21 protein-coding genes and 3 tRNA genes are annotated in these 23,134 nt (G+C 45.6%); 7 read left to right on the top strand and 17 right to left on the bottom strand.

Going from position 1 to position 23,134, the window contains the following annotated elements:
• Positions 1 to 112: 112 nt before the first annotated feature.
• Positions 113 to 1,021, bottom strand: a complete 909-nt coding sequence (locus tag DWB79_RS00905) for a BspA family leucine-rich repeat surface protein (RefSeq protein ID WP_016670503.1) — start codon at positions 1,019 to 1,021, stop codon at positions 113 to 115.
• Between the two features lie 150 nt (positions 1,022 to 1,171).
• Between DWB79_RS00905 and DWB79_RS00900 the strand changes: the two genes are divergently transcribed.
• The 3 genes from DWB79_RS00900 (at position 1,172) to DWB79_RS00890 (ending at position 5,426) form a co-directional block, all read left to right on the top strand.
• The gene (locus tag DWB79_RS00900; RefSeq protein WP_051125809.1) at positions 1,172 to 2,398 is read left to right on the top strand and encodes an exo-beta-N-acetylmuramidase NamZ family protein; all 1,227 of its coding nucleotides are present in this window, start codon (positions 1,172 to 1,174) and stop codon (positions 2,396 to 2,398) included.
• Positions 2,399 to 2,610: 212 nt separating this feature from the next.
• Positions 2,611 to 4,101 carry a hypothetical protein gene (locus DWB79_RS00895; RefSeq protein ID WP_016670501.1) on the top strand — a complete coding sequence of 497 codons (1,491 nt, stop codon included), beginning with the start codon at positions 2,611 to 2,613 and terminating at the stop codon, positions 4,099 to 4,101.
• 83 nt (positions 4,102 to 4,184) lie between these two features.
• The gene (locus DWB79_RS00890; protein WP_016670500.1) at positions 4,185 to 5,426 is read left to right on the top strand and encodes a hypothetical protein; all 1,242 of its coding nucleotides are present in this window, start codon (positions 4,185 to 4,187) and stop codon (positions 5,424 to 5,426) included.
• 27 nt (positions 5,427 to 5,453) lie between these two features.
• Here the strand turns inward: DWB79_RS00890 and DWB79_RS00885 are convergent, their stop codons facing one another.
• From DWB79_RS00885 to DWB79_RS00855, 7 genes are all read right to left on the bottom strand, one after another.
• The gene (locus tag DWB79_RS00885; protein WP_051125808.1) at positions 5,454 to 6,275 is read right to left on the bottom strand and encodes a nucleotidyltransferase family protein; all 822 of its coding nucleotides are present in this window, start codon (positions 6,273 to 6,275) and stop codon (positions 5,454 to 5,456) included.
• A gap of 1 nt (position 6,276) precedes the next feature.
• Positions 6,277 to 6,987, bottom strand: coding sequence for a nucleoside-triphosphatase (locus tag DWB79_RS00880; protein WP_016670498.1), 711 nt, complete (start codon positions 6,985 to 6,987; stop codon positions 6,277 to 6,279).
• A 5-nt stretch (positions 6,988 to 6,992) separates the two neighbouring features.
• Entirely contained in the window at positions 6,993 to 8,342 is a 1,350-nt protein-coding gene (locus DWB79_RS00875; RefSeq protein ID WP_016670497.1) for a uracil-xanthine permease family protein, read from the bottom strand.
• A gap of 179 nt (positions 8,343 to 8,521) precedes the next feature.
• On the bottom strand, positions 8,522 to 10,111 hold the full coding sequence (locus DWB79_RS00870; RefSeq protein WP_245541273.1) for a ClC family H(+)/Cl(-) exchange transporter: 1,590 nt from the start codon (positions 10,109 to 10,111) through the stop codon (positions 8,522 to 8,524).
• A 77-nt stretch (positions 10,112 to 10,188) separates the two neighbouring features.
• Complete coding sequence (locus tag DWB79_RS00865) at positions 10,189 to 10,836, bottom strand: bifunctional 2-keto-4-hydroxyglutarate aldolase/2-keto-3-deoxy-6-phosphogluconate aldolase (RefSeq protein WP_016670495.1); 648 nt, start codon at positions 10,834 to 10,836, stop codon at positions 10,189 to 10,191.
• Between the two features lie 166 nt (positions 10,837 to 11,002).
• Entirely contained in the window at positions 11,003 to 11,866 is an 864-nt protein-coding gene (locus DWB79_RS00860) for a peptidoglycan DD-metalloendopeptidase family protein (RefSeq protein WP_016670494.1), read from the bottom strand.
• A 21-nt stretch (positions 11,867 to 11,887) separates the two neighbouring features.
• Positions 11,888 to 13,006, bottom strand: coding sequence for a hypothetical protein (locus DWB79_RS00855; protein ID WP_016670493.1), 1,119 nt, complete (start codon positions 13,004 to 13,006; stop codon positions 11,888 to 11,890).
• Positions 13,007 to 13,028: 22 nt separating this feature from the next.
• Here DWB79_RS00855 and DWB79_RS00850 point away from each other — a divergent pair, with 22 nt between their 5' ends.
• The 4 genes from DWB79_RS00850 (at position 13,029) to DWB79_RS00835 (ending at position 15,302) form a co-directional block, all read left to right on the top strand.
• Complete coding sequence (locus DWB79_RS00850; protein ID WP_016670492.1) at positions 13,029 to 13,442, top strand: cytidine deaminase; 414 nt, start codon at positions 13,029 to 13,031, stop codon at positions 13,440 to 13,442.
• Positions 13,443 to 13,533: 91 nt separating this feature from the next.
• Entirely contained in the window at positions 13,534 to 14,934 is a 1,401-nt protein-coding gene (gene aspA / locus DWB79_RS00845; protein ID WP_016670491.1) for an aspartate ammonia-lyase, read from the top strand.
• Positions 14,935 to 15,137: 203 nt separating this feature from the next.
• Positions 15,138 to 15,211 (top strand) — tRNA-Thr (locus tag DWB79_RS00840).
• A 9-nt stretch (positions 15,212 to 15,220) separates the two neighbouring features.
• Positions 15,221 to 15,302 (top strand) — tRNA-Tyr (locus tag DWB79_RS00835).
• 291 nt (positions 15,303 to 15,593) lie between these two features.
• On the opposite strand, the gene DWB79_RS00830 is transcribed toward DWB79_RS00835, so the two are convergent.
• The 9 genes from DWB79_RS00830 to DWB79_RS00790 all read right to left on the bottom strand — a co-directional run bounded on the left by DWB79_RS00830 (position 15,594) and on the right by DWB79_RS00790 (position 22,871).
• A tRNA-Phe gene (locus DWB79_RS00830) sits at positions 15,594 to 15,666 on the bottom strand.
• Between the two features lie 505 nt (positions 15,667 to 16,171).
• On the bottom strand, positions 16,172 to 17,101 hold the full coding sequence (locus DWB79_RS00825) for a hypothetical protein (protein ID WP_016670490.1): 930 nt from the start codon (positions 17,099 to 17,101) through the stop codon (positions 16,172 to 16,174).
• A 72-nt stretch (positions 17,102 to 17,173) separates the two neighbouring features.
• The gene (locus DWB79_RS00820; RefSeq protein WP_016670489.1) at positions 17,174 to 17,530 is read right to left on the bottom strand and encodes a hypothetical protein; all 357 of its coding nucleotides are present in this window, start codon (positions 17,528 to 17,530) and stop codon (positions 17,174 to 17,176) included.
• A 94-nt stretch (positions 17,531 to 17,624) separates the two neighbouring features.
• Positions 17,625 to 19,259, bottom strand: a complete 1,635-nt coding sequence (locus tag DWB79_RS00815) for a glycogen synthase (protein ID WP_016670488.1) — start codon at positions 19,257 to 19,259, stop codon at positions 17,625 to 17,627.
• Positions 19,260 to 19,326: 67 nt separating this feature from the next.
• A complete protein-coding gene (locus DWB79_RS00810; protein WP_016670487.1) occupies positions 19,327 to 19,701 on the bottom strand; it encodes a chorismate mutase in 375 nt (124 codons plus the stop codon).
• 15 nt (positions 19,702 to 19,716) lie between these two features.
• On the bottom strand, positions 19,717 to 20,064 hold the full coding sequence (locus tag DWB79_RS00805) for a hypothetical protein (protein ID WP_016670486.1): 348 nt from the start codon (positions 20,062 to 20,064) through the stop codon (positions 19,717 to 19,719).
• Between the two features lie 217 nt (positions 20,065 to 20,281).
• Positions 20,282 to 21,007: a tRNA (guanosine(46)-N7)-methyltransferase TrmB gene (trmB, locus tag DWB79_RS00800; protein ID WP_245541331.1), complete on the bottom strand. Its 726-nt coding sequence runs from the start codon at positions 21,005 to 21,007 to the stop codon at positions 20,282 to 20,284.
• Positions 21,008 to 21,102: 95 nt separating this feature from the next.
• Entirely contained in the window at positions 21,103 to 22,047 is a 945-nt protein-coding gene (locus DWB79_RS00795) for an RsmB/NOP family class I SAM-dependent RNA methyltransferase (protein ID WP_016670484.1), read from the bottom strand.
• A complete protein-coding gene (locus DWB79_RS00790; protein ID WP_016670483.1) occupies positions 22,044 to 22,871 on the bottom strand; it encodes an RluA family pseudouridine synthase in 828 nt (275 codons plus the stop codon). The genes DWB79_RS00795 and DWB79_RS00790 overlap by 4 nt, the downstream gene beginning before the upstream one ends.
• Between the last annotated feature and the right edge of the window lie 263 nt (positions 22,872 to 23,134).

Genomic DNA, 23,134 nt, shown 5'->3' with positions numbered 1-23,134 from the left:
CGTTTAAAATATTTCTGGTGCGGTTGCCCTGTTTAAAGCCTGCAGTGTTGAGAGAAGCTTATAGTTTTACCCGCGTAAAAATAATTTTTCTTAAATATCGAAAAGTTTTACCTTATTCGGCAGCAAACTTATCCGCTGTAACGCCCATAACGGCTGCATTAGCTTGGTACGTTGCCAGCTGTCCTGCAGGAACCTTAATACCGCCTGCCGTTAAAGCCGTACAGCCAGCAAAGGCATCTTCGAAATACGGATCATTGTCCTTATCTTTTTCGGGATTATAATTACACTTCAGTATAATAGTTTTAAGATTTGTGCAGCCGGAAAAGCAATTCTGCATATCCGTAACATTTACAGGAATGACTGGCGCTTGAGTGAGCTTTGTACAGTCATTAAAGCAAGATCTCATGTCAGTAACATTGGCGGGAATGACCGGTGTTTGGGAGAGGTTTGTACAGTCACTAAAGCAGTAGCTCATGTCAGTAACGCTTGCGGGAATTATCGGTGTCTGTGTGAGGTTTGTACAGTCATTAAAGCAGAAACTCATGTCAGTAACGCTTGCGGGAATTACCGGTGCCTGTGTGAGGTTTGTACAGTCATTAAAGCAGGAACTCATGTCAGTAACCCCTTCGGGTATTCCGGAAACTTGTACAAGGGTTTCGCATTCCCGAAAACAAGAATACATATCTGTAAGTCCTGCTATTGTACCACCGAATTTAAGCGCAACTTTTTTAGAAGGTGACGCTTTAAGAGTTTTGCCGAGAGGACTTGCTTCCATAAGTCCTCCTAAGTCTTCTTTTTTAAGCCCTGTTACTTCGATGTAGTTTACTGTGCTGGCAGAGGCTTTTGTTTTAAGATAGTCGTCTAACTGTGCAAAGGGTACCTGTGTGTAGTTTCCCGTGTTGTTGCCGGGAGCCCCACCATTTTGGGGACACGCAGTACATAGTAACGATACGATAACGGCCAACACCGCTACCGTAATCCGGTTAAAGAACTTTCGCATTCTTATGGTATCAGTATTCATCTTTTCCTCCTGATATATGTTTCACCCGTATTTGGGTGTTTTGTTGCTAAATATACTGCATCTCATTGAAAATTTCCATACCGGTTTAACAAAGCTTGCAGGTACTCTATAATGCTCCCAATGAGAAATATATTTGGGTTGTATCCCCTTATGAAAACATCTGTATGCCATTTACGCCAAGTGAAAACGGCGGCGGTATTCTTCTTTTTATTTTGTATTGTATGCCAAGAAGCTACGGCAGAGAATCGGCTGAAATTGGGGATTGAGCGGCTGCCGGAGTACCGCGCCGTTTTTGCAGGGAAGCGGGTAGGGTTAATTACCAACCAAACCGGCATCAATTCCGACGGAACGCCCTCCGCGGTGCTGTTGAGCCGGTCGGTGCAGCTTACAGCACTTTTTTCGCCTGAACATGGTATACAGGGCAACGAACGGGAGGGGGCGTCCATCGGACACAGTGCCGACCCGCGAACGGGGCTGCCGGTATACAGCCTTTACGGAAACACTAAGCGCCCGACGCCGGAGATGTTGAAAGATATCGACATCCTCTGCTTTGATATTCAAGATGTCGGCGCTCGGTTCTATACCTATATTTCCACCATGGCATACGCGATGGAAGAATGTGCGCGGCATAAAAAACAATTTGTCGTGTTCGACCGCCCGAATCCGATTGGCGGCGCCGTCGAGGGAAATATGCTGGAGCTTGAATACCGTTCCTTTACGGGATATTTTCCTATTGTGCAGCGGCACGGTATGACGGTCGGGGAGCTTGCCCTGCTCTTCAACACCGAATACGGTATCCACTGTGATTTGACGGTAATCCCGATGACAGGCTGGAATAGAGAAACATACTTTGACGAGCTGCCCCTGATATGGGTGCCGCCGTCTCCCAATATTCCGTCGCCGCAGACAGCACTCGTGTATGCGGGCGTCTGTTTATTTGAAGGAACCAACCTTTCGGTGGGGCGGGGAACGACAATGCCGTTTCAGTATCTTGGGGCGCCCTACATCGATGCTTACCGCCTAGCCGATCAGCTGAACCGGTTAGGCTTGGACGGCGTGCGCTTTTTGCCCGCATTTTTTACCCCATCGCTTTCGCTTTATACGGGGCAGCTCTGCGGGGGAGTGCAGATTGCCGTTACCGACCGCTGCAATTTTGCTCCTGTTAAGACGGCAATCGCCATGTTCTACGAACTCAAGCGCCTCTATCCCGACACGTTTACAATAAACAATGCGGGCAAAAAATATTGCGGTCTGCATTTATTAACAGGTTGTACACAGCTCACCAATCCTTTGCAAACTACACAGGATTATTTTACCCGTATCGAAAAAGAGACAAAGCAGTTCAGCAACATCCGCAAGAAATATCTTCTGTATTAGTTAGTATTTTAGCAGAAAGACAAATGCATAGGACAGATAGCTTAAACACCGCAGAAAAATTGAGGCTGAGAGACCATTTGAACCGCGAAGAGGTTCAACTCTGGTTGAGCAGCCTCAATTTTTATCCGGGAATATATCCGGTAAACCGTCTTATGCGTTTGTCCCTTGTTCTCCTCTTGCGCCGAAATTATCGGTTATGCTAGTATACGGCCATGTTTAAATATCTTAAAAGATACGTATTCGCTCTAGTGTATGTACTCTTAGCAACGCTGCTATCCGCTCAAACGGTGAGCAGTAAAAAAGATATCGCCGTGTTTAGGCTTTCTCATTCAGGATATGTCCCTTCCGAAGTTGCCGCAAGGATAGATCAACGGATTATCGGCATTGTCACTTCTTTTAAACGATTTAACGTGATTGGTATGGAGTACCGGCTCAACTCAAGTACTATTGCGTCCTTTATCGATCAAATTAAAAGGACAAAAGAACAGCGGTCGGAAATGTCCGAAACCGTGTTATCAGGGGAAGAAGCTTTTACTCGTGCAGATTGGGAACGGCTGACCGGTGCATTTTTGGTATTTGCACCCCGTATTACCGACTATGATGAAAAACTTATCTTTGAAGAAACTGAGGTTGAGGGCAAAAAAGTTATAAAAAAATACTGGATGGTCAGAATAGAAGGAGCCTTATCTATACTCGACGTTTCCGGTTCAGCAGGGGAGCGGGTTATACCGCTGTCTGTTAGAAAAATTGCAAAACGGCGTTCCGATGCTGTTGACGATGCAATCACTTCCTTACTCAGTTCGATATATACAGCTATCAAATTTGAACCGGAATTTGCATTGGCAAGCGGAATACTGGCCGTTGATCGTAAAAATAATACCGTTACAATCGAGCTGGGAAAGGACATCGGTATAAATGCAGGAGATGAATACATCCTTCAAAAGTCTATCTCAGTTGCCGGAAAGCAGTCGGTAAAAGAAACCGGTCTGCTAATTATTTCGGAAGTACACGATACTTTTTCGATTGCAAAGGTGATTTATGCAGACCAGCCGATTGTCGAAGGGGATGGGGTTAAAGAGCTTTTAAAGTCCGGTATTCTGCTGCAAGGGTATGCGGGTATAACCGTTCCCATTACCGGAGTAATGACAAGAAACTTAAAGGAATATCTGCGCGTTCAGCCTACCTTCGGTATACGGGCAGTATACCATGCAAATTTTCATCTCAGTATATCGATCGGATATGAATATGCCATGCAACAGCCGATTGGTGAAGCCTCCGTGCTTAGTGCAAAACCTATGCGGCTTACACCTTTCGGAACAGGGTATTTAGGTGTCGGTGTTTATAATTTCTATACATCCCGTTTTAAGATTACACCGGAATTACAGTTCTGTTTTTCAGGTACCTCCGTTGCTGCACAAACCGGTTCATCAAAACTAGGATCTACTGCTGTTACGGCAGCCCAGCTCGGCGGGCGGGTTTTGGTATCGGCAGATTACTTTATTTCGCGGAATTGGACGATAGGCGGAAGTGCCGGCTTTGGCTATATGCACAATTTACTGAGCCCAGCGCAAGCAGCTGAAAAATTGAAGAACGAAAGCCTCTTTCCCAATCCGGGGCTCAATAAGGTAAATGATTATGCGTGGGATATTCTATCATCGCATTTGAACTTTTACGCTTTTATAGGAATAACAGGCAGGTTCTAGGTACGAATATACAATGGTGATGTCCCAAAAGTTAGTTGCTTTCAGGATATCCCCGATATTACTCACAAAAAAGGGAGAAACGTATGAAAAAAAATAGTGTATTATATGTACTACTGTCAGTGCTTTTGACATCATGTATTGTTGTGCCGAGTGTACCGCAGTACACAGGCGTCAACCCTTATTATGCCGGTTCCGGAGAGGGATATACGTTTTTGGAGACGCTTAATCAGGCAAAAGCAAATGTGTTGCGGCTAGCCATTATCGATCTTATCGGAGAGACGGAAGAAATGCAGAACCGTAGTAAGCTCTATTTGGCTTTTTACGCCGATACAAAGCCGAATGCTTACCTTGAAACCGACTATATGCGTATTTTGCGGCGTGGCGAAACATACCGTGGATACTATTGCGAAATCACCGTTCCTGTAAAAATAGATGAGATACGCCGTACACTCGATATGATCGGTACCTATTCTGCAAAGGGCGGCAATATTCTATCAAGTTCCGAAGTACATGAGGCAAAAACAAAGAGCGCATTGCAAGGAAACAATGTCGGATTTATCGCACAGTATGTTGATGGTATGCTGTATATGGTTGTTCCAAATCAAAAGGCAAAAGACGGAAATACGTTTTCAAAATCTGCTGTCAATATGGCGAATAAATACCTGCTCGATAACGGCTACCGTGCCGTTGATTATGCTGCGGTAGAAGCATTGAAATCAGACAGTGCCTCGCTGTTTACCCAAGAACCTGATACGGCAGATCTTTCGGTCGTACAATGGATTGCACAAAAACTGGGTGCGGATGTCTATATTGAAGTTGATGGTTTTGTGCAGGGCGGTCGAGAAACGGGCGGTTACTATGCTCAAGCTGAAGTCAACTTGAAAATGTATAATCCATCTACAGGAGAATTACTCGGAGCGGTGCCTTATAGCAGTCCCAAGACGTTCGACCGCGGAAGTACCGAAGCGGCAGCGCAGAACGCGATAAAATCAACGGTATTTAAAGCAATGAGCGTTGCCGTTGATCAAGCGAAAAAAGCATTGGTGCGGGATTATGCGCAAGGTATCCGGTATGAAATTACTATTAACAATACTGCCGACAGTAAACTGATGAACAAGTTCCGAAATGCATTGAACACTAAAGTTGAAACAATACGGGTAGTACATCAATCCGCCGCTCAAACAAAATATGCGGTACAATATTTCGGCAGAGTTGAAGACATAGAAAATATTGTCTATTCGGCAGCAGAAGCTATTTCCGGTATGGAAAGTATTTCACTGGTTATGATACGGGGGAAAACCCTTATGTTCCGGTTAGGGCGGTAAAAGGACGCCGAAGGTATATCTTCTCTTTCAGGTACGGTTGCTCTGCATTTGGCGCTGCATATATTCTTCTGCATGCGTAAAGTCTTCGGGCGTATCGATGTCGAAGGCTTCCATTTCAGAGTGGAGCGGGGAGTGTAGAATCAGGTCAGGGTGAGCGTTCATTACGGTTCTGCCGCCGATGCTTCCGTCCAAGCGGCTCAGCTCACCGGCCAATGCCGCCGGAAAGATAACCGGAGAACAGTGCTTGCCGTTAAAGGCAGCAGAAACAATGCGGCCGGGATTGAGACGGAATACGGCGCAGAGGTTGCGAATGCTATTGGCTTGTAAAAAAGGCTGGTCGGCAGTGCAAAATAAGAAGCCGCTTGGGGTATAGGTATGGACGGTATTTGAGGCAGGACATTCCGTGCAGCTGCGGCGAACAGTCTGTACTGCAAGCGTCTCTGTATGACAGACGGAAGCAGTCTGTACCGCAAGAGCAGCCGAATGTCCCTGTCCCCGCTCCGGTTCAGGATTAAAAACAATATCGCAGCGGAATGGATGGAAAGTTCTGCTTCCAGCGGTCGGTTCTTTTAGAGCGCTGCTTTGCACAGGTTGTTTTTGTGTCAGGCGTTCCACCATTTCTGTTATGGGCTGCTGCGTTTCTGAATTAACCGTAATTACCAGATGGGTAATACCTGCCTCAAACAGCATTTCGATACCGTATTGAATTAACGGTTTTCCGCAAAGCGGACGCAGTTGTTTGCAGCAGCCCATACGAGTTGAAAGTCCTCCTGCAAGAAGAATTGCGGTAAGCGGTTGTTCGCGACTGCTATTATTGTTTTTTGCGGGGACTGTCGAGATAGTATTCATATTATTCGGTATTAGTTTTACCGTTTGGAATCTCAGTGTGGACAGCATATAAAAATGCCGCAAAGTTTTGCGCCTGTTCAAGCTGCTTGTATAACGCAGGTCTGTTTTGTGGTGTTAGATGAAACACTACAGCCTCCGGTATTTGTTCCAAGACCGGTAAAAAGCGTGTTCTATGCGGCTTAACAGCGCCGAGGATATAATAACGCGGATTGGAAAAAAGAGTACATACGGTGTGGAAAAAGAGTTCCGCCTCTGCTTCCATAACGCCGAGTTCATCCATTACGATTACCGGCAAAAGAGAAGGCTGTGGTGTTTTGGTACACTCGCGGTCAAACGAAGAATGCATTGTCTTCTCCGCTTGGTTTAAACACATAACTCCGTATGCATCAAATATCGGGGCAAAACCGACCGGCTTTGGGGAACGACATATTCCGACGCAGTTGCCGGTCGAATATCGATATATCGCTGTACCGCTGACAATCGGATGCATATATAATGCAGATTCCGACGATGCCTCTTCTTTTTTTGTAATAAAGCCCGATGGTTGTAAATTAAATTTTTGTATAAGGGCTGCGAGAAAGGTTGACTTTCCACAGCCCTGTTCGCCGGTAACAAAGAATATTCGCTTTCCACATTCTGAGACAACCGGCTGATCAGTGCCGGTGTCGTGAGGAACATTGGAAGATTTATTCTTGTACGGCGATATGTTCAAATCGGTTAATCCTCTTTTGACTTCGGCAGCAAGATGTTTAAAATAAGCGCGGTAACGAAAGCGCCGACAATTGCCTGCTTAAAGATATTTTGGAACCACATCGGCAGATGCTGCATAACTTCCGGTACATTGCTTAAACCGAACGCAACGCCGAGCGATGCTGCGATAATAACTACATCACGTTCCGCAATTTTGCCGTTTTGATAAATTAGGTTTAAACCGCTCATCGTGATCATACTGAACATCAACAAGACACCGCCGCCTAATACGGGGTTCGGGATAGTCGAAACGACTGCACCGAGTTTAGGAAAGAAACCGCACAATACTAAGAAGCCTGCGCCGATACCGATAGTAAATCGGTTAACAACCTTGGTCATACCGATAAGACCAACGTTCTGGCTAAATGAGGTGTTTGGCATAACGCCGAAGATTGCGGCAACCATACTACCGAATCCGTCCGCATGGACAGCTCCCTGTAATTCTTTGTCAGTTATGTCACGTCCGAGACCGCCGACCGCAATACCGGTGTTATCACCGATCGTTTCTACGGTTGTAGCAAGATAGACAAGCAGGAACGGAACAATCGCATCCCAATGGAAGGAGAGGTTCAGGTGCCCTACTGCAAAGAACGGCAGCGGAGCGGAAATCCATGCAGCATTTTTTACCGGCGTAAAATCAACCATACCGATAAAGATCGCTACAATATAACCTGCGATAAGTCCGATCAGGATGGAAGAAATACTCAAAAAACCGGTAAATGTCTGACGGATAAAGATAATCGTTAAAAAGACAAAAAGTGCAATGAGCAGATTTTTTATCGAGCCGAAACCGGGAGTTTTTTCAAGACCAACGCCTCCGCCGACAAATTTAATACCGACGGGAATCAGTGAAATTCCTAAGGTGGTAACAACGGTTCCGGTAACAACGTGTGGTAAGAACTTGCGGAGCGGTTTTACGATAAACCCGAGCAAGAACTCCATTAAACCGCCGATGAATGATGCCCCCAGAATGGCGGCATATCCGTTTGACCAGTCTCCCATTGCGGCATATTGCAATCCTACGCCGATAGCAACGGGGATAAAGCCTGAGCTGGTTCCCATAACAGTGGGGAGACCCGAACCGATTTTCCAAAGCGGCCGCAACTGTACAAACGTAACAGCGCCTGCAACAAACATAGCGCTTTGAAGCAGTGAAACTTTAATATCCGCTGGGATATTAAGTACACCCGATATAACTAGAATAGGTGCAAGGTTTCCGGCATACATAGCTAAAACGTGCTGCATACCCAACGGAATTGCGGTCTTTAACGGAACACGACCTTCGAGCTTATAAATATTTTCTTTTGAAATACTCATAATCTCCTCCTTAACTTATAATATATCACCCGCTCAATCTCGCCATAGTAATGATAGAGATGCGAATGCTTACTCATTCTATCAGTATAGCGTCGAATACGGTAAATAGCAAGAAAAATTTATAAGATTACCTAAAAATTATTTAGCGAACCTGTTCGAAAACACAGTTATCGAACAGGTTACTTTGAAATGCGAGTATGTTCAGCGGTTAAATCGGTAAGCTGTTCTAGCAGAGCGCCGGTATCGTCTTCAGCAAGGACAACCAGTTTATCCCCGGGATATAATACGGTAGTTCCATCGGGGATAATCTCCTCCTCACCATGCATAACACCAACGATACGGCATTTTTGAGGCCAATCTATTTCGCGGACTTTCTTTAACGCAGCAACTGAGTGTAACCCGATTGGCAGTTCATACAGTTGAGGTACACCGGCGTTCGCATTCATTTTTCGATCCGGCCGCTCATATTCCGATTCGAGGATTTGAGTTAAAAGGATATGATCATGCGCCTGCGAACCGATAAAATTTGCCGTCAGATAAGCGGTAAAACAGGTAAGTACCAACCCGCTCAGTTGATGGAGCGAGCCGCTTGTTTCAAATACAATAACGCAGGCGGTAAGCGGCGCTTTAATAACAGTGGTAAAACAGGCGGCCATACCGAAGAGAATCATGGCATTCACATGTTCTTGTGCTAATAAGCCGAGATGCACAAGCGCCGTTGCATACAACGCTCCGCCGGTCGCTCCGCAAGCAAGGAGCGGTACGAAAATTCCGCCGATTGCGCCTGATCCTGCGGAAATGCCGGTAAAAAGCAGCTTAACGGCTAAGAACATCACCAGCGTTGTAAGTGGGAAGGACTGTTCAGTCAGCGCTTTTATCAGCCCGTCTCCGCCGCCGGAGGAATAACTCAACCACAACCCGACCGGTAGCGACAGCAAGAATGGAATAACCGGCCGCAGAACCGGCGGAATATGGAGTGTTTGATAGCATCGCTGGAAAAAATAGATCGACTGTTTAAAGCCATGCCCGACAAGCGTTACAAACATTCCAAGTCCTATCAGCCATGCGAATTGAGAAAGCGGAAATTCTACGGTGGTAAAAAACCGGAAAATCGGGCCGGAACCCAAAAAGATACTTCCGGCAAAATCCCCTGCGAAAGACCCGGCCATAACACAGGCTAAGAGTAACGGCGATAAATGGTGATGGATGTCCTCAAGCGCAAAAATAATCGCGGCAAAAGGCGCATTAAACGTTGCCGACAGTCCGGCGGCGGCTCCCGCAGTGATTAGGCATATCCGTTCGGTAAACGATCGTTTTCCCAGCCGCTCAACGGCATCCCCGACATAAGCGCCAAGCTGCACGGACGGTCCTTCGCGTCCCATTGAAAGCCCCAGTCCAATTCCGAGAACGCCGCCGATAAATTTGAGCGGAAGTTCCGAAAGCGGGGAGAACTGCAATTTTTTCATAAAGACGCCTTCGATCTGAGCTACTCCGCCGCCTTTAATCATCGGCCATTTCGTAATAATAAAACCGATAAATAATCCTACCAGCGCCAACCCCGCCAGCGCAAGAACGACGCCGAGCGTGCCTGCCGTTCGTATGACACCGTATAATGCAATACGGCTATTTTTAAGATAAGAGATCGAAAGCCGAAAGCCCGTAATAACCAGCCCCGTCAATAAGCCGGTTAAGAGGCTTTCAAATACTAAAAGCCATTTATTCTCTTGCCTTTTTTTCAGCAATGTGCCTGTTTCCGAATTGGTATTCATAATAATTCTTGAGGATTCCATCCTAACGGGGTTGAAAAAAGATCATCGACTATTAAGATGTCCCCGCTTCCTTTAGATTACAACTGTAAACCGCGTGCAGCGGCGATTACTTCCTTTAATTGACGGGCGGTGCGGGTAACCGATTCAAAGTCGCCGGTTTTAGCGCCCTTCGTCAACGCTCCCCCGATACCGAGCACAGCGGCGCCTGCTTTAATCCACTCGGCTGCGTTTTCGGCAGTAATGCCGCCGGTCGGCATATAAATTCCCTGCGGAAGCGGCCCCTTAAAGGCGCTGATGATTTTCGGTCCGAAAAGCTCCGCCGGAAACAGCTTGAGAATGTCTGCGCCGAACTCAAGCGCCCGCACCGCTTCCTGCGGCGTCATAACGCCGGGAATATACGGCACTGCATATCGATTGCAGAGGCGGGCGCAGTCCTCGTTAAAGGACGGCCCGACAATGTATTGCGCTCCGGCAAGAATGCATACCCGTGCCGTTTCCGCATCGAGTACCGTACCGGCTCCCAGCAATACATCCGCACCGAATGCTTCGCTTAATTCACGGATAATTTCGTCGGCATGCGGTACCGTCATCGTAATTTCGATTGCCGTGATTCCTCCGGCACGCACCGCCTCCACGATTTTAAGCCCCTGCGCTTTATTTTCCGCCCGAATAACGGAAACCGCCCCCGCCTCAATCAGCGCCTGTATCAGTTCGTATTTTTTCACTATTTCCTCCGCTAGGTCAATCTCATCAGACAGTTGCAAGAATATTCCCGCAGAATAATGGGGGCTGGCCAACCAGAGTTGAACCTCTTCGCGGTTCAAATGCTTGCCCAGTTTCCTTTATTCTGCGTGGTTTTAAAATACAATCTGATGTGTTTATCCTGATCTATTAGTCTACTTGGATGGTAAACCGTTCCGATTTTTCATTGCCGGTAATATCCCGGGCTGTAATTAATATATCGGATTTTCCGCGGTTTAAGATAATCTTCCCTAAATAGAGGCCGTTTTTCCGCCGGTATAGCAGCGTATCGGTAAGAGCAGTGTTGCCCAAATAGGAACTGCCGTCTTTTTGCATAATGGTTTCAAAGGGAATGGTTCGAATGTTTGTTCCGTTCACAAAAATCGTAATACGGAAAGGACTAAAGTTATGACCGCCCTGTGTAATCGTGTCGGAGATATCCGCATATAATTCATAGCTTCCCTGCCGTACGTTTTTTTGTCCGCTCACTTGAAACATGGTGTTTTGCTCATTTATCAAAATGATATCTTGTATCTGCGGCGCTATTTTATCGTTGACCGATGGAAGCAGTAACAACGGATTGATATATACTTTTTTTTGATTATCGCTGACCTGAAAGATAAGGTCGTTAGGCTTCCCCCATCCGCTGTTACCCGTTTTTCCGATAACCGCAGTTGATTCAGTGGTTGCTCTGTTTCGGAACACCATAGTGTCGTCCAGATTCCCATAAACCGTTTGAAGTCCGTCATCGTGTAAAAATACCAATGCATTTCCGAGTGTAGAAGGAAAAGCGCCGGTTCCATATTTTTTATCCAGAGTGATCAAAAGGATACCGTCATCGGCGGCGCGTACCGTCATCGCCTCTTCAAAGGTTAAACCTTGTTCGAAAGTATTTTCACCGATGCGTTGTCCGAAAAGCCGTAAGAAATTTTGTGTGTCAGCAGGCCATTCCAGTGCGGATAATTCTGCAAAAAATACCACTGCAGCTAAGAGGCAAAAGAAAAATCGTTTCATATCAGTATCCTATTTTTCACTTTATTTTATATCGATACGCGCTAATTTTGTGTCGGTTGCAAGGAATATCGTTTCCCGTTCTTGTACAAGGAACGTATTTTTTGAAGGAAAGGAGGTATGCCCAACGACATAAAAAGGCGCTTCGATAAACGATAATGTTGAGCTTTGTTCCTGCCGGCTGATAATCGCCATAATATTCTTATACGGATTTTGACCGCCGGAAATGACCGTACCGCGTTGAGGCATAATACCTGATATTAACCGATCGCAGTCGATAAAGCCAATCCCTTCGGCACACTCAAATACGGCGTTCTCACCTTTTACGTCGAAATCCACAAAGACCTGCCTGCGAAGATTTCCTTCCAATTTTCGGTGATGTATGATTTTATATTTATTACCGTCTATCCGTATAAGCAATGCTCGTTGGCTGTCAATTCCGCACACACAGGCGGCAAGCTTCCCGTCGGTGGAGATTGCTGCTCCCAGTATAACCTGATAGTCACTGCCTCCCGGATAAAAGTCGGATAGCACATTGCCTGCAGCATCAACAGCGACGAGTTTTCCGTCAGAGAATCCAATAATAGTTCCGCCTTTTGTGCTATGAAAGGCAGTAATCGGTGCGGTGTGCAGATAACGCCAGCGCGGTTTTCCATCGGCGCCATATTGTTTAACGGCGCTTCCGCCCGGCTCAAACAGGTAGAAACGGTCTTCGTCGATGTACACAAAGCCCGGTTCTTCGATGACAGTTATCAGCGAACCATCGGGGCGGTAGATCGGTGTTTTAGCGGCATCGCTTCCGTATTCCGTCCACGCTGCGGAAGAAGCTGAAATGCGCTGGGTTACGGGAGATGAGCGGAGCAATTCACCGTCGGCGGTAAAGTAACCAAACCGGCTTTCCGTCAAAAATACTTTCGGTGTTTTACCGGAAAATTGTTCCGCTGCCGCCTGTGGGACTGCGTTTTCGGCTTCGTTCCCCATGCCTTCCAATTCTGCCTGAGCGCTATCCGGTGTGATGGTGCGTACCCACACAGGTTTTAAATAGATATCGGATCCGAGGGGGACTGCTGCTGCAAAAATATATATGAATAAAAAAAGAATAGGAAAAATAATAAAACGATTATCGAATGCTGCAATTTTCATGATTGTATGGTATAATAGTAATATGAAAAATTCAAGTAAGTACGAACATCTCTTTGAACAAGCTATGGAAGCTGCGAAAAATGCGTACGCTCCTTATTCTCATTTTAGAGTAGGCGCTGCATTACTACTTGATGACGGGAGTGTCGTTACCGGCGTAAATGTTGAAAACCGTTCTTACGGATTGACCAACTGCGCCGAACGCACCGCTATTTTCAGCGCGGTTGCAATGGGTAAAAGAAATTTTACGGCTATTGCAATCGCAACTCCCGATGCGGATTATCCGGTGGGGCCGTGCGGCGCGTGCCGGCAGGTTATCTCCGAGTTTATGCAGCCGGATGCTCCGGTTATATTCGGCTCATCCGCCGGTAATCGAATCGAGACAACCGTAAGTGGTGTTTATCCTTTTGATTCACTCCACGAGTTGCAACAGAAATAAGAAAATTTATCTGCTGATAAGAAAATTGAGCTGAAATGCTCTAAAAACTCAGTCTTTAGTGTTTTTCAATTGCCAAGAGAAGGAGGAAACAATGCGGCAAGAACATGATCTTTTAGGTTATCGGGACGTTCCCGATGAGGCATATTACGGTGTACAAACGCTCCGTTGTATGGAAAATTTCAATATTACCGGCGTGCATCTTTCCGCCTATCCGGGGTTTATCAAAGCCCTTGCGATGGTTAAGCAGGCGGCAGCACAGGCAAACTATGAATTAGGGTTGTTGGAAAAACCGACAGCGGAAGCCATTATCACTGCTTGTAAAGAAATTATTGCCGGTAAACTGCATGATCAATTCCCTGCAGATATGATTCAAGGCGGTGCGGGAACATCTACCAATATGAACGCAAATGAGGTGATTGCAAACCGTGCACTTGAACTGCTGGGGCATAAAAAAGGCGAATATACATTCTGCCATCCGAATAATCACATCAATCTTGCGCAGTCTACCAACGATGCGTATCCGACGGCGGCAAAACTCGGTATCTGTTTACATACGGAAAGCCTGATTACCGAGCTTGAAAACTTGATCGCATCTTTCCGTAAAAAAGGAAAAGAATTCGGCGGGCATATCAAGATGGGTCGAACGCAGCTGCAGGATGCGGTGCCGATGACACTCGGTCAGGAATTTGAATCGTATGCGGCGAGTTTGGAAGGGGAAGTGCCGCATATACGGCATGCTGTTTCCGGCTTACTCGAAATCAATATGGGGGCAACCGCTATCGGTACCGGTATCAACAGTGACCCTGCCTATGCAGATTTGGTAACAAAACGGCTTGCGGAAATTTCGGGTTATCCTGTTACAAAAGCGAAGAATTTGATTGCCGCAACGAATGACACCACCTGCTTTGTTTCCTATTCGGGACAACTGAAACGCCTTGCAGTAAAAATTTCCAAGATATGCAATGACCTGCGTTTGCTTGGCTCGGGACCGCGCGCCGGTTTGAACGAAATACATCTGCCTGCAATGCAGCCGGGTTCATCGATTATGCCGGGTAAAGTCAATCCGGTTATCCCCGAAGTGATGAATCAGGTATGTTTCCGTGTTATCGGAAACGATACAACGGTAATGATGGCAGCCGAAGCAGGGCAGTTGGAGCTGAACGTTTTTGAACCGGTTATCATTTACAGTATCTTGGAATCGATTTCGATTTTAAACAACGGTATGTCTACGCTTCGGCTGCGCTGTATTGACGGTATCGAAGCGAATGTAGAGCGGTGCAAGGAGCTGACCTATCGAAGTATCGGCTTGGTGACGGCGCTTAATCCGGTACTCGGCTACGAAATCTCAAGCGATATTGCCAAGACTGCCCTCAAAGATGACCGCAGCGTCTACGACCTTGTGTTGGAACGCGGTTTATTATCGAAGGAAGCGCTTGACGAAATTCTGAAACCGGAGAACATGACGCAGCCTAAGAAAATGCACAAGCTGTAAGGGGCGTAAAGAGGATTATCCTCAAGTTAATTGTGGTTGGAGCGTGAAAATGGCGGAAAAGTAAGCAACTTTTGCGGCATTTCCACGCTCTTTTTGTTTTGTTCGTGTAAATATACAGAAAATCTTTAAAAAACTGAAGTTTTTAGACGTGTTTTACACTTGACAGATGATAAAGAAACCGATATGATACATCTCATATTTATGCCAACTTAGCTCAGCTGGCCAGAGCACGTGATTTGTAATCTCGGGGTCTAGGGTTCGAATCCCTAAGTTGGCTCATCGATATGGGGAGATTCCCGAGCGGTCAAAGGGGGCAGACTGTAAATCTGTTGGCTCCGCCTTCCAAGGTTCGAATCCTTGTCTCCCCATTTTTTATTTCAAAATAAATACAGGCGAATACGCCAGCTGAGGTTCGCCGATTTTCATTTCTTTTTTTTCATAATACTCAATTCTAAAGACTTGATTAGATTTGCTTCGCATCCTTCGGAATATTAAAAAGTAGAACAGTGAGGCATCCGTATTATTTATATCGTATCATTTATGTATCATTTATATTGAAGAATATAATACAAAATCAACAGTAAAAGCAGCTATAAAATATATAATAATTGATAATGAAGATGTTGAAGAAAGTTAAAAACAGTAAAAAGATGAAATAATGCCGTCGGACAGAATCGAACTGTCGACACAAGGATTTTCAGTCCTTTGCTCTACCGACTGAGCTACAACGGCAAAAATAATGAACAATTTATATCCGATTTTCCGATATGTGTCAAGTACCTGTTTGCAGTTTGCAGCTTTATGCTTGATATGCAGAATGGGTGAGCTTGTTACTCTATATCATAGATAATCTTTTCGGGCAAGCGTATCAGATGTTTTTGAATCTTCCCGCAGAATAAATAGGCTGTCCGACCAGAATTTCGCCGCTGTGCGCCTCAAATGGTCTCACAGCCTATTTATTCTGCGATTTGTATTTACTTGTCTGATTCGCTTGCCCGTATCTTGAAAAAAATGCGCTAAATTTTTGTTCAAAATTTAGCGCAAAAGAAAAGCAACCGCTTAAAATATTTCTATTGCGGTTGCTCTATATAAGTTAGAGTGGATATTTTGGAACAATCAACAACCCCGACGCAAGCGTCGGGGTATGTTGTTCTCATAAGGTGGTTGCAGTCGGCTTTAATACTCTTTGTTACGACGCAAGCGTCGGGGTATTAAACCCTCCGCACGAATAAACCTATCAATCGATGTCATAGATAATCTTTTCGGGCGGTTGCTCAAGCAATTCGGGATCCTCTAAATATTTATGCAATTCATGAAAAGCGGATGCATAGTAAAATCCGTCGCAGATGCGCTCATCAGTCGTAACGGTGAGGTCGAGATTTCGTATATTGGTAACTGAGCCGTCCCGTTCGATTTTTTGCGATCTTCGCATTGCACTAAAAGTGATAAATACGGGGGCATTGCCGAAATTGTATAAATGATGAAATATAGGACGGATACCTAATGATCCCATCGAAGAAAAAACAATAGAACAGTGAAAAGGGCTAAGTAGCCTTAGTCTTTCGGGTAATAAATTATGGAAGTCGAGCCAGTTCAGAAACGCGATTGCAGCTCGTAATTGAAAACTCGGCATAAATCCGAGTTTCCGCGCAACTTTATCAAATGCGCTCTCTTTTTCTTTATGCTTATTTCGATATTCATTTATTTTATGCGTCATCTCATTATATACATCGGTAACGGTTGCGCTTCGGTCAAAGAAAAACTTCATCATTGTCTCTTCGGCTTCCAGTGTCATTTCTTTCTTGATAGCCATAACAACTTCTATATTATGACGGGCATAGAGCCGTAATCCGCTTAAAAACCGATTAATTCCCGGACGCTGAGATATTGTTCGCACATAGGCTGCGACTACTACATGCATGATGCCGAAACCGGCGAGGCCTTCCGCTCTCTTTTTATGTACAAAATGCTCAATTGCCGCTACATTGATGCTGTCTTGGAATAAATTTTGTGATCCTGTTCTTGATGGCATAATAAAGGGAGCCACTACCGTCATAGGGTCTATCGAACGGATACGTCTTCCTTCTTTTCTATCGCCGAACCGCCGTTTGGTTGGAATGGCCATAGTTGTTTTTTTTAGTTCCACTTTACTATTTTTGTCTTCCATATTTCCTATTTCCCATTAGATTTTCTATTTCTTATTAGAAATATCTGATTATTCATAAATTGCCCTTTTGTGCTAGAGAACCGAATCGACAAGTGTTTTAAAGGAGCTATTTAATGCTTCACTGTATTGTTGAGGCCGCACCGTAAAAAGACCGTTTTTAACGATAATTGAAGCATGTTCTTCTCCGTCATTGAGAAAATCGTTTTTCCGGAATTGCTGTGCTTTTTCTAAAAGCCCTGTTTGTTTATCAATTGCTTGCCTTTGTTGCACAGTCATCATTTTTGAAAGTAAATTCGCAAATTCGCAGAGGTCATTGGGGAATTTCTCCATAAGTGTGCGACCGGCTGCCGCATCTGCTGCTCCGGATAACAAAGCGATAAAGTCATCCCAATGCTCGTTCAAAAAATTGATAATAATCTTTCTGTCCATTTTTTCCCTTGTTGATTGCTTCTCTCTTTTTATATCGGCATAAAATGAGAGACTTTCAATCAATATACATCTGTACGGATAACAAGAAAAAAAATTATTCGTGCGGAAAATAGAGTTTTAGGTACTGCTTGGCAAAAATATGCTTCCATGAAAATTCCGTGTGGAGCGCGGTATATGCTTGTAAAATAATATTTTTAAAATACGAAATATCAGTCAGCTTTGCTTTGTCGGTTGCAAAAAAAGATTCTGCTTGTTTCAATACGGCTTCCGTCAATGTGCTGATATGTATGTCGGTGTTTTGTTCTTCGCCGACAGGGAGTATATATAAGAAGCCTGTTTTTCCGTTTATGATTTTTTGCAAGCCTCCTTGTGCGTTCGCAATCGGGATAGTACCGTAGACCTGTGCGATAAGATCCTCCAATCCACACGGTTCAAATAAGCTCGGTAAAACGATAAAGTCCGCTGCTGCGGTGATGAGCCGAGCCGCCTTTCGGTTATATCCCTTACAATAGACGAATTTCCCGGGCAGCATCGCGGCGAGGGCGATCGCTTCAGCTTCAAGCTCGGGGTTTCCCTGTCCCATCACGATAAATCGTAGGTTGGGGGAGTGTTCCAGTATGCGGGGAATTGCTTTGAGCAATACATCGACGCCTTTTTGCCGAACCAATCGGCCGTGGTACATGAGGTAGAGTGATCTGTTCTGTTCTTGTGTGCTCATGCTGCCGTATTGTTGTATGCCATCATACAGCGGCGCTGTAAAGGTCTGCGTCTGCAATTTATCCAGTAAAAATGAACGGCATGCATATTTTCCTTCAAACTGCTCTTTTTGTATGTCAAACGTAAAAGGGAGTCCTGAGCATTCCATATCGAGAGGATTATATGTCGCGAAATCGATTCCGTTGGTAATACCGGTAATGTGAATATGCTTTTGGGCAAGGTTTTTTGAAAAAAGATAAGAATACGGTGAATGTTCCGGTGAAATCAGCTGCTTTGCATACCACGGAGACACCGTCGTTAAATCGGCAAAGGCGGAACCGACAAGAAACGGTTCAACGGTATAATCGATTCTGCCGTATTCCAATACTCTGTGGGGAAGATCGGTTAAATGTGCTGCATATTCGAATGAATAAAAGGTTTGACGGTAGCCGTCCCCTGCATTATGAATGGTGATAAGCATATTGGTATGCCGAAACAGGCGTCTACCCGTACAGCGGGCAGAGATAAACGCAGGCAGCAAAGCGGTGTGGGCATCATGGCAGTGCAATACCTGCGGAGCGGTATGGGTGCGTAATCCGTAACAATAGACTGCTTTTTGAAATAATACATTCATTTCGTGGCTGTCTACGTAACCGTCTCCTTTTTTAAGATCAGGCCGGTGCAGCTTTTCCCGAAAATAATCGAGTTCTTCGGCACAGTAGGTATAAATATCTTTTTTTTCCGTGAAAATACCGGAGTCGATAAAGATGAAACGGATGTTTTTCCTGAAAAGTTCAAAATATCTCACCAAATGTGGGATATCACCGACGCGGATGTTCACTTCTCCTATGCAGTTATCCAGAATCTCGCTATTGTTGCCATAACGGGGTAAAAATACCGTAACCGCAAAACCGTAATCGGCAGCTGCTTCTGCTAACGATTTTACAACGTTTTTTACGCCTCCGGCTTCTGCAAAACCGGCATATTCACGGCTTACCACCCATATCGATGTATTATTTTCCTTGATGCTCATAAAACTAGAATGTCCTTAAAGAAAGTAAAGGGAACTCCTAAAAAACTATAGTTTTCAGAAATATCCACTAAACTGTGTGATTAAACAGATCCGGTCGGAGTTTTTCCGCTTCGCCCAAATAGATCGGTACGGCTTGCTTTTTCCCATAGTAATAAAAGAGAAAACGAATGATACCATGAGGACTGCCGTCGATATTCGGTTCCGCACTGCAAAAAAGCACAGTCGCAGAAGCATAACCGGCGGAGCGCAATAAAGTTGCAGGATTTGCTGCCGTTATATCGGATGTAATCGAAAATTGTAGAGAAATGATGTCTTTTTCACGCAATCTGTTGACTTCCAAAAAGCGTGTGTACGCGGTAACGACAGCAGTTTTGATCTGCTCCTGCGTATTTTGAGTGCATACGGCTGCTCTTCCTGCGTACAGTTTTTTCCAAAAAATCATTGTATGTCCTTATGTCTAATTAAGACCGTTAGAGAGTAAGAGAATAGCGGAGGCTGCAATTGCAATTGCCAGTCCGAATATGCAGGCGATACCGCTGATAATGCAGCGGCCGAGGTAGTAGGGCTTCCGTAAATAAATACTGTAGTTGATTTCAAACAATAAAGCAAAAACGGCAACTAAGAATAGTAAAATGCCGTCTGCGATAAGAAATTGCAGAATGATAGTCTGACTGGAATCCAAAAAGTTTTGAATATTTCCTAAAACAAATAAAACGAATAAGGCAATCAAAACAGTAAAGAGAAAGAGTACGGTTCTATGCAGAAAACGAATAGTAACTTGTTTTCGAATTGTCGGAGATGCCATCAAAAACGGAGTATACCTTGTCCGCTTGGAACATGCAAGGTATCGACAGGGCAACTGCATTAAAAATATTTTTGTGCGAAATTTTTCCTAAAATTTCGCACCTTTTCCTAGCAGACGGGTAAACGCATCAGGTAGATTAGATAAGAATCGCAGAATAAGTGAGGCTATGAGACCATTTGAACCGCGAAGAGGTTCAACTCTGGTTGAACAGCCTCACTTATTCTGCGGGGATAGTCAAAAACGAGCCTGATGCGGCTGCCCTGTCGTGTGCAGGTCGGATAAACATCAGTTCGGTGATGGGGTGCGCTTTATTGAGGCCTTTTTGTTCAAATTTGGTTTTTGGACGCCATGACTGCGGAGGGGCGAAGCCTTCGTATTTTGAACGAAGGCCTTCGGTGGCAGAAAGTTCGGCAAAGGCGTCCTCCGCATAGTCGTACCAATCGGTTACCATATAGAGGTAGCCGTTTCCTTGCAATTTTTGAGCCAGCAGGTCGGTTCTGGGGCGATGGAGCAGCCGCCGCTTATGGTGTTTTTTCTTTTGCCACGGGTCGGGAAAAAAGATATGGAACCCTGCGATTGAGGCGTCGGGGATCATCTTTTCCAATACTTCGATGGCGTCATGTTCGATAATGCGGATATTTTTAAGACCGCGCTGCTCAATTTCGTTTAGCAGCTTTCCGACCCCTGCTTGAAAAACCTCAATCCCGATATAGTTGATTTCGGGATGCTGTGCTGCGATTTCAGCTGTTGCGACCCCCATGCCGAAGCCTATTTCAATGATAACCGGATGATCATTCGCAAATAGCTCTGTAAAAGAAAGTTGGCGCGGTTCGTAGGGGATGCACCAGCGCGGTGCATATTCGGTATATGCCTTTTTTTGAGATTCGGTAATCCGGCCTTTTCGCAGCACAAAGGTTCTGATGGGGCGTCCCTGCGGCTGCATACCGGTTGCGCCGGTTTGTTCACTATGGTCTATCTGTTCTGTTATCATGGTTATTCCTTCTTTGCTGTGAGAGAAGCTTAAAAAACTCCTGTTTTTTAGAGCTTCTCGTGGTTCACTTTTTCGATAAGCGAAAAATACAAGGGACCCGCTCCCCCGCAGGTATCGGGTAAAAACCGGCAGCCGAACAGCGTTTTTTCGCCGAGTATCAGCGGTGTACTATTTTTGCCGGCTGTTTTGGTATTAACCGCACCCGATTCTACTACTGCCGTATTGCTATGAACCGCAGGGACATTCCCGTCAGTTGTTTCGGTATTGGTTGTGTCGAATTCCATCGCTGCGGTAAATTCTGTTGCTGCGGTACCGCTATGAATGACAGCTTCGGTTCCGTATTTTTTCAACAGTTTTTGTACGACGCCGTCGTTTTCCGCATCGGCAAGCGCACAGGTTGCGTATACTAAAAAGCCGCCCTGTTTTAATAGTAGAAAAGCTGCCGAAAGGAGCGCCCACTGCCGCTGTGCCAGCATTTTAATCCGTGCAGGTGTCCAGCAGGCAAGGTACTTCGCATCGGTAATCACATGGCGCTCCGAAGAACAAGGTGCATCCAGCAAAATACGGTCGTAATACGCTTGCCGGTAGCGGGGGAGGGTAGCGGCGTCATAGCCGGTAACTTCGATGCGGGCATTTATGTCCGGCGGCAGATGTTCATTAAGTACGGTTAGCAGCCGTGCGCGGCGTGCTCGCGACAGTTCATTTGCCTGTATATGCGCTTCCTGTCCCATACCGGAGGCGAGTACCAGCGTTTTGCCGCCCGGAGCGGCGCACATATCCAAATAGCTGCCCTCATCAATCGGCGGAAGCGCCTGTGCCGCATAGATACTCGCTTGGTCTAGGTAGTACGGCTTTCCGCCGCATATCGAAAACGCCACCGGTTGCGTCTCTTGGAGGAGCGCTTCCCGAAGTGCCGTCCAACGGTTGCCGAAAAGAGCGCTGTAGTAAGCTTCAAACGCGGCTGCCCCGCTTATCTGCTTTGACCGCTTCACGGGTGCCGCTCCGAACCTATTTGATGGTTTATAAGTAATGCAGCTGGAGCAGTTGTGTCCGCACCTGCTTCCGGCTGTCCTTTATTTGTGAACGTTGTGCTGTTTGTGCATGCCTCCATACAAGCTTTCCAGAGGGTGTCGGGCTGCATAGGCGGCGCTTCAACGGTAATGTCTTGGTGCGTAACCGGATGGATAAACGAGAGCTTGTAGGAATGTAGCCGTATGCCGCCGCTCGGTTCACTGCGCCGCGCTCCGTATTTTAAGTCTCCCTTGATGGGATGTCCGGCGGCTGCCATCTGTACCCTAATCTGATGCGTACGCCCTGTTTCCGGACTGATACGGATAAAGTCGTACCGGTCTCCTTTTCCGCACAAAGTCCAATATAAAACGGCTTTTTTAAGCGCCGGCTTCTTATTCTTTTTAGGTTTTGTGATATCGGTAGACGCTGTATTTGCAGGAGTTATATCGATAGGAGCCGCACCGATAAAGGCTTTTTGTGTTTTGGTATGGAAGCCGAGCCAATGCTCCAGCCGCTGCGGTACCGATGCTTCTGCGGAATGTACTGTAGATCGTTCGCATATTGCCCAATATTCTTTTTGCACAGTGCCCGCTTCAAAAGCGCGGGAAAACAGCGTTTGTACCGGTGCAGAAAAAGCCAGCAGCACGATGCCCGATACGGGAGTATCAAGCCGGTTCACCGGAGCGACAAACGGTTTATGCGGAAAAAGCGACGCGAAAAACGTCTGAGAATTTTCACCGCTTGCTTTATACGCAACCGCACAGTAATCATCTTCAAAATAAATACGGGTAGTTTCTTTACACATAATACAAGGATAACAGAAACGCATTATAGTAATTTTTTCCCGCCTAGACAATCACGACAATCGCATCGGATGTTTTTAGTATTCCTACAGAAAAAAGAGGCGATTCAACCAGAATTGAATCGCTTTGCGCTTCAAATGGTCTCACCGCCTCTTTTTTCTGCGATTTTTTCTAACTACCCGATGTGTTTGTCTTTCTCCTAAAATAAAAGTGCACGAAATGTTAGGAAAAATTTCGTGCAGAAAGAAGAACAATCGCATCGGAT

It is taken from the genome of Treponema medium (genome assembly GCF_017161265.1).
GTDB lineage: Bacteria > Spirochaetota > Spirochaetia > Treponematales > Treponemataceae > Treponema > Treponema medium.
The sequence above is the reverse complement of the archived record's forward strand: the minus strand, read 5'-3'. Positions and strand labels throughout refer to the sequence as shown.

Excerpts from the sequence above, each read along its gene's own strand:
- DWB79_RS00885 (WP_051125808.1), bottom strand. The coding sequence starts at position 6,275 with ATGAATACTATCTCGACAGTCCCCGCAAAAAACAATAATAGCAGTCGC.
- aspA (WP_016670491.1), top strand. The coding sequence starts at position 13,534 with ATGCGGCAAGAACATGATCTTTTAGGTTATCGGGACGTTCCCGATGAG.
- DWB79_RS00855 (WP_016670493.1), bottom strand. The coding sequence starts at position 13,006 with ATGAAAATTGCAGCATTCGATAATCGTTTTATTATTTTTCCTATTCTT.
- trmB (WP_245541331.1), bottom strand. The coding sequence starts at position 21,007 with ATGCAGCCGCAGGGACGCCCCATCAGAACCTTTGTGCTGCGAAAAGGC.
- DWB79_RS00890 (WP_016670500.1), top strand. The coding sequence starts at position 4,185 with ATGAAAAAAAATAGTGTATTATATGTACTACTGTCAGTGCTTTTGACA.
- DWB79_RS00860 (WP_016670494.1), bottom strand. The coding sequence starts at position 11,866 with ATGAAACGATTTTTCTTTTGCCTCTTAGCTGCAGTGGTATTTTTTGCA.
- DWB79_RS00825 (WP_016670490.1), bottom strand. The coding sequence starts at position 17,101 with ATGGAAGACAAAAATAGTAAAGTGGAACTAAAAAAAACAACTATGGCC.
- DWB79_RS00820 (WP_016670489.1), bottom strand. The coding sequence starts at position 17,530 with ATGGACAGAAAGATTATTATCAATTTTTTGAACGAGCATTGGGATGAC.
- DWB79_RS00895 (WP_016670501.1), top strand. The coding sequence starts at position 2,611 with ATGTTTAAATATCTTAAAAGATACGTATTCGCTCTAGTGTATGTACTC.
- DWB79_RS00810 (WP_016670487.1), bottom strand. The coding sequence starts at position 19,701 with ATGATTTTTTGGAAAAAACTGTACGCAGGAAGAGCAGCCGTATGCACT.
- DWB79_RS00790 (WP_016670483.1), bottom strand. The coding sequence starts at position 22,871 with ATGTGTAAAGAAACTACCCGTATTTATTTTGAAGATGATTACTGTGCG.
- DWB79_RS00870 (WP_245541273.1), bottom strand. The coding sequence starts at position 10,111 with ATGAATACCAATTCGGAAACAGGCACATTGCTGAAAAAAAGGCAAGAG.
- DWB79_RS00900 (WP_051125809.1), top strand. The coding sequence starts at position 1,172 with ATGAAAACATCTGTATGCCATTTACGCCAAGTGAAAACGGCGGCGGTA.
- DWB79_RS00850 (WP_016670492.1), top strand. The coding sequence starts at position 13,029 with ATGAAAAATTCAAGTAAGTACGAACATCTCTTTGAACAAGCTATGGAA.
- DWB79_RS00905 (WP_016670503.1), bottom strand. The coding sequence starts at position 1,021 with ATGAATACTGATACCATAAGAATGCGAAAGTTCTTTAACCGGATTACG.
- DWB79_RS00815 (WP_016670488.1), bottom strand. The coding sequence starts at position 19,259 with ATGAGCATCAAGGAAAATAATACATCGATATGGGTGGTAAGCCGTGAA.
- DWB79_RS00875 (WP_016670497.1), bottom strand. The coding sequence starts at position 8,342 with ATGAGTATTTCAAAAGAAAATATTTATAAGCTCGAAGGTCGTGTTCCG.
- DWB79_RS00805 (WP_016670486.1), bottom strand. The coding sequence starts at position 20,064 with ATGGCATCTCCGACAATTCGAAAACAAGTTACTATTCGTTTTCTGCAT.